This is a genomic window from Streptomyces sp. NPDC054847 (assembly GCF_053610925.1).
In genome coordinates, this window is record NZ_JBSGZJ010000529.1 from 1 (window position 1) to 4,636 (window position 4,636).

Annotated in this window: 5 protein-coding genes; all 5 read left to right on the forward strand. The window is 72.0% G+C overall.

Translation table 11 applies throughout. The features are described from left to right. Positions 1–7: 7 nt before the first annotated feature. The 5 genes from ACWGH4_RS31630 to ACWGH4_RS31650 all read left to right on the forward strand — a co-directional run bounded on the left by ACWGH4_RS31630 (position 8) and on the right by ACWGH4_RS31650 (position 4,614). Positions 8–1,000 (forward strand): aldo/keto reductase, encoded by a 993-nt coding sequence (locus tag ACWGH4_RS31630; protein ID WP_453466943.1) that lies wholly within the window; start codon positions 8–10, stop codon positions 998–1,000. A gap of 135 nt (positions 1,001–1,135) precedes the next feature. Continuing rightward, the gene (locus tag ACWGH4_RS31635; RefSeq protein ID WP_453466937.1) at positions 1,136–2,260 is read left to right on the forward strand and encodes a histidine kinase; all 1,125 of its coding nucleotides are present in this window, start codon (positions 1,136–1,138) and stop codon (positions 2,258–2,260) included. Further along, on the forward strand, positions 2,257–2,937 hold the full coding sequence (locus ACWGH4_RS31640) for a response regulator (RefSeq protein WP_453466939.1): 681 nt from the start codon (positions 2,257–2,259) through the stop codon (positions 2,935–2,937). The genes ACWGH4_RS31635 and ACWGH4_RS31640 overlap by 4 nt, the downstream gene beginning before the upstream one ends. Before the next feature lie 158 nt (positions 2,938–3,095). Continuing rightward, complete coding sequence (ku, locus tag ACWGH4_RS31645) at positions 3,096–4,151, forward strand: non-homologous end joining protein Ku (protein ID WP_453466941.1); 1,056 nt, start codon at positions 3,096–3,098, stop codon at positions 4,149–4,151. A gap of 70 nt (positions 4,152–4,221) precedes the next feature. Further along, positions 4,222–4,614, forward strand: coding sequence for a DUF6479 family protein (locus ACWGH4_RS31650; RefSeq protein ID WP_307704849.1), 393 nt, complete (start codon positions 4,222–4,224; stop codon positions 4,612–4,614). The last annotated feature ends 22 nt before the right edge of the window (positions 4,615–4,636 follow it).

Below are 4,636 nucleotides of genomic sequence, written 5' to 3' on the forward strand. Positions count from 1 at the left end.
GCATAGGATGCGGCGCATGGAACAGCGGGTATTGGGCAGGACCGGCAGGAACGTCTCCGTGGTGGGACTCGGCACCTGGCAGCTGGGCGCCGACTGGGGCGACGTCACGGACGAGGACGCGATCGCCGTCCTCGACGCGGCCGTCGAGTCGGGCGTCACCTTCTTCGACACGGCCGATGTGTACGGCGACGGGCGCAGCGAGCAGCTCATCGGCCGGTATCTGAGCGAGCGTCCGGACGCCGGCGTGTTCGTGGCGACCAAGATGGGCCGGCGCGTCGAACAGCTCCCGGAGAACTACGTACTGGACAACTTCCGCGCCTGGAACGACCGTTCACGTAAGAACCTGGGCGTGGACACGCTCGACCTGGTCCAGCTGCACTGCCCGCCCACCGCCGTCCACTCCTCCGACGAGGTCTTCGACGCCTTGGACACGCTCGTCGCCGAACAGCGGATCGCCGCGTACGGCGTGAGCGTGGAGACCTGCGCGGAGGCGCTCACGGCGATCGCCAGGCCCGGCACGGCGAGCGTCCAGATCATCCTCAACCCGTTCCGGCTGAAGCCGCTCGAAGAGGTCCTGCCCGCGGCGGCCGAGGCGGGCGTGGGCATCATCGCGCGGGTGCCGCTCGCGTCCGGGCTGCTGTCGGGCAGGTACACCAAGGACACCGTCTTCGCGGACGACGACCACCGCACGTACAACCGGCACGGCGAGGCGTTCGACCAGGGCGAGACCTTCTCCGGTGTCGACTTCGCGACCGGCGTCGAGGCCGCCGCCGAGTTCGCGGCGCTCGCCGGGCCGGACAGCACACCGGCACGCACGGCGCTGCGCTGGATCATCCAGCAGCCGGGCGTGACGAGCGTGATCCCCGGAGCGCGCTCCGCCGGACAGGCCCGCGCCAACGCCGCGGCGGCGGACGAGCCGCCGCTGCCGGGAGGCACGCTGGACGCGGTCCGCGATCTGTACGACCGGCGGATCCGCGCCCAGGTGCACAGCCGCTGGTAGCCACGGCGGAAACGCGGCCGAGCGGCCGGCTGCCGCGGACGCCGTAGGCGCCGCGCGGGTACTGCGCGCGCGGTAGCCGGCCGCTGGTCCGCAAGGGGGACTCGCACCGCGGCTCCACCCCGCTAAGGTGCGCGCATGATTACAGTGCGGCCCGGCGCCCGGGCCGGTGTCACGGACTGGGCGATCGCCGTCGGCGTGGCGGCGGCGCTTCTGGTCACCGGGTTGTCCGGACAGCACTCCGTCTCGGGCCTCGCCCCCCTCGGATACGCGCTGCTGACGGCCGGGGGTCTGGCGCTGGCCGCGCGCCGCCGGGCTCCGGTCCCGGTCCTGGCCGTCACCGGACTGTGCGCGGTGGGCCACCAGGCGGTCGGCTTCGACGTCCCGGCCGTCGCGTACCTGTTCGCGGTGTACGCGGCGGTACGGGCGGGACACCGCACCCTCACGGTGGTGGCGAGCGTGGCCGTGCTGACCTGCCTCCCCCTCGCGGCCCTGGCCTCCGGCCTGCCCGCGGGCGAGGCCTTCGCGCAGGCCCGGGGCGCCCTCGAGATCGCGTGGCTGGTCGCCGCCGGCGCCGCTGGTGAGGCGCTGCGGCAGGCCGAGCGCCGGGCGGACGAGGCCGAGCGCACGCGGGAGGAGACCGCCCGGCGCCGTGCCGACGAGGAGCGCCTGCACATCGCGCGGGAACTGCACGATTCGCTCACCCACCAGATCTCGATCATCAAGGTGCAGGCAGAGGTCGCCGTCCACGTGGCCCGCAAGCGCGGCGAGCAGGTCCCGGAGGCCCTGCTCGCGATCCAGGAGGCCGGACGTGAGGCGACGCGGGAGCTCCGCGCGACCCTGGAGGCCCTGCGGGACGACGACACGACCCCGCCACGGGGGCTCGACCACGTCACGGAACTGGTGGAACGGGCCCGGTCCACCGGCCTGGACGCGACGCTGACGATCGAGGGACAACGGCCCGACGTGCCCGCGGCGGTGGGCCGTACCGTCTACCGGATCGTTCAGGAGTCGCTCACCAACATCGCCCGGCATGCCGCCGCCGACACGGCGTCCGTCCGGATCGACTGCCGTCCGGACGCCCTGGCGATACGCATCGACGACGACGGCAAGGCCGCACCGGGCGCCGCACCGGTCGCGGGCGTCGGACTGCTCGGCATGCGCGAACGGGTCACTGCCCTCGGCGGCAGGCTGCGCGCCGGACCGCGCGGCGAAGGCGGCTTCACCGTCCAGGCCGAACTCCCCGTGGAGCAGACGTCATGATCCGTGTCCTGCTGGTCGACGACCAGCGGCTCCTGCGCAGCGGCTTCCGCGCCCTGCTCGACCTCGAGGACGACATCGAGGTGGTCGGCGAGGCCGGCGACGGGCTGGAGGGCGTGGCTCTGGCCAGAGAGCACCTGCCGGACATCGCGCTCATCGACATCCAGATGCCGGGCGTCGACGGCATCGAGGCGACCCGGCGCATCGCCGCGGACCCCGCCCTGGCCGGCGTGCACGTCGTCATCCTGACCAACTACGGCTTCGACGAGTACGTCTTCGAGGCGCTGCGCGCCGGCGCGGCCGGATTCCTCGTCAAGGACATCGTGCCGGAGGACTTCCTCCACGCCGTACGGGTCGCGGCCCGCGGCGACGCTCTGCTCGCACCGTCGATCACCCGCAAGCTGATCAACCGGTACGTCGACCAGCCGCTCCACACGGGCACGGGCACCGGCACGGGCGCCGCCACGGGGCTGGAGGAGCTGACCAACCGCGAACGCGAGGCCGTCGCCCTGGTGGCGCAGGGCCTGTCCAACGACCAGATCGCCGATCGCATGGTGATCAGCCCGCTCACCGCGAAGACACACATCAACCGGGCCATGGCCAAGCTCCACGCCCGTGACCGCGCCCAACTCGTGGTCCTCGCCTACGAGTCCGGTCTGGTCACCCCGCGCGGCCGCTGACCCTCGGCGCCCCGCGCCCCGGCACGCCCCGGCGCAGCCGGCATCGCGACCTCGAACACGCCTTCGCATCCGTGTCCCCCAGGTGGGGCATCGGCCGTGGCACGAGGACACTGGATCCGGGGCCTCGCGGCCGCGTGGCGACACGGAGGTGAAGGGCGATGGCCAGAGCGATGTGGACAGGGGTGCTCAGCTTCGGACTGGTCACCCTCCCCGTGGGTCTCTTCACCGCGACGGACGACCACACCGTCCACTTCCACCAGCTCCAGCGCGGCACCGGCGACCGCATCCGCAACAAACGCGTGAACGAACGCACCGGCCGCGAGGTCAAGAGCGAGGACATCGTCAAGGGTTACGACATGGGCGACGGCCAGTACGTCGTCGTCGAACCGGACGAACTCGACGACATCTCCCCCGGCCGTTCCAAGGTCGTCGACATCAGCGGATTCGTGGACCTGACCGACATCGAGCCCGTCCACTTCGCCCGTACGTACTATCTCGCCCCGCGCGGCAAGGAGTACTTCAAGGTCTACGAGCTGCTCCGCAGCGCCCTCGACCGTTCCCGGAAGGCCGGCATCGCGACGCTCACGATGCGCGGCAAGGAGTACCTGACCGCGGTGCGCGCGCAGGAGTCGGTGCTCGTCCTGCACACCATGCACTACGCCGACGAGATCAGGGACCCGCGGCAGGAGTTCGACCTGCCCCGGCGCGAGAAGATCAGCCCCAGCGAGCTCAGCACCGCCAAGAAACTCATCGAGGCGCTCAGCGTCGAGTGGAGGCCCGAGGACTACCACGACACCTACGAGGACCGGGTGCGCGAGCTGGTGGCCTCGAAGCTCGAGGGCCGCGAGGTGGTCGCGGAGGCCGGGCCTCCCGAAGCGACCAACGTCGTCGACCTCATGGAGGCACTGAACCGCAGCGTCGAGCGGGCGCGCTCCGGAGAGGGACGGGGCGGCGGATCACGCAGCGGAGCCGCGAAGGGCAGGCGCGCAAAGGGCACCGGGACGAAGGGCGCCAAGGGCAGCAAGGGCGCCGAGCGGACCAAAAGCGCCGGGACCGGCCGCCGCAAGGGCGCCGGCAAGAAGGAGGACCTGGCCGCGCTCAGCAAGAAGGACCTCTACGCCCGCGCCACCGACCTCGGCATCCCCGGCCGGTCCTCGATGAACCGGAACGAACTGCTTCAGGCCCTCACCGGAGCGGGCCGGGCCGCCGCCTGAGCAGGGGGTCCATTCGGGGGTCCGGCCGCCCACCGGCGGTGATACCGACGAGATTGGGTACCCGGTAGACATGGTCACTTTCAACGAGCCGGCGGGGGACGTCGCCACTGTCCTCGCGGCCGGAGAGGGAGCACCCGCGGTCATCGTGTTCGGACTGATCGTGGTCGGTCTTCTCGTGCTGCTCGTCTACGTGGTCTGGCAGGTCGGCGCGCGACGGCGGCGCGACGCCCCGCCGGGGCCCGAGGAGCAGCCGGTGCGGCCCGATCACCAGACCCATTACGAGAGCCGCCTGGAGCCCGACGAGTTCGATCTTTCCGAGGGACACGAGGTGCCGGGGCGACTGACACCTCACGAGCTCCACGGCTACGGCAACATGGGCTCCCGGCCCGCACCCGAGAGCAAGCCGCCCCGTGACTCCGACGAGAGCGGCGGCGCGTTCGGCAGTGGCGGTCACGGGGGCTGAGGACCACAGCGACGAGTACCGC

Excerpts from the sequence above, each read along its gene's own strand:
- ACWGH4_RS31630 (WP_453466943.1), top strand. The coding sequence starts at position 8 with ATGCGGCGCATGGAACAGCGGGTATTGGGCAGGACCGGCAGGAACGTC.
- ACWGH4_RS31650 (WP_307704849.1), top strand. The coding sequence starts at position 4,222 with ATGGTCACTTTCAACGAGCCGGCGGGGGACGTCGCCACTGTCCTCGCG.
- ku (WP_453466941.1), top strand. The coding sequence starts at position 3,096 with ATGGCCAGAGCGATGTGGACAGGGGTGCTCAGCTTCGGACTGGTCACC.
- ACWGH4_RS31635 (WP_453466937.1), top strand. The coding sequence starts at position 1,136 with ATGATTACAGTGCGGCCCGGCGCCCGGGCCGGTGTCACGGACTGGGCG.
- ACWGH4_RS31640 (WP_453466939.1), top strand. The coding sequence starts at position 2,257 with ATGATCCGTGTCCTGCTGGTCGACGACCAGCGGCTCCTGCGCAGCGGC.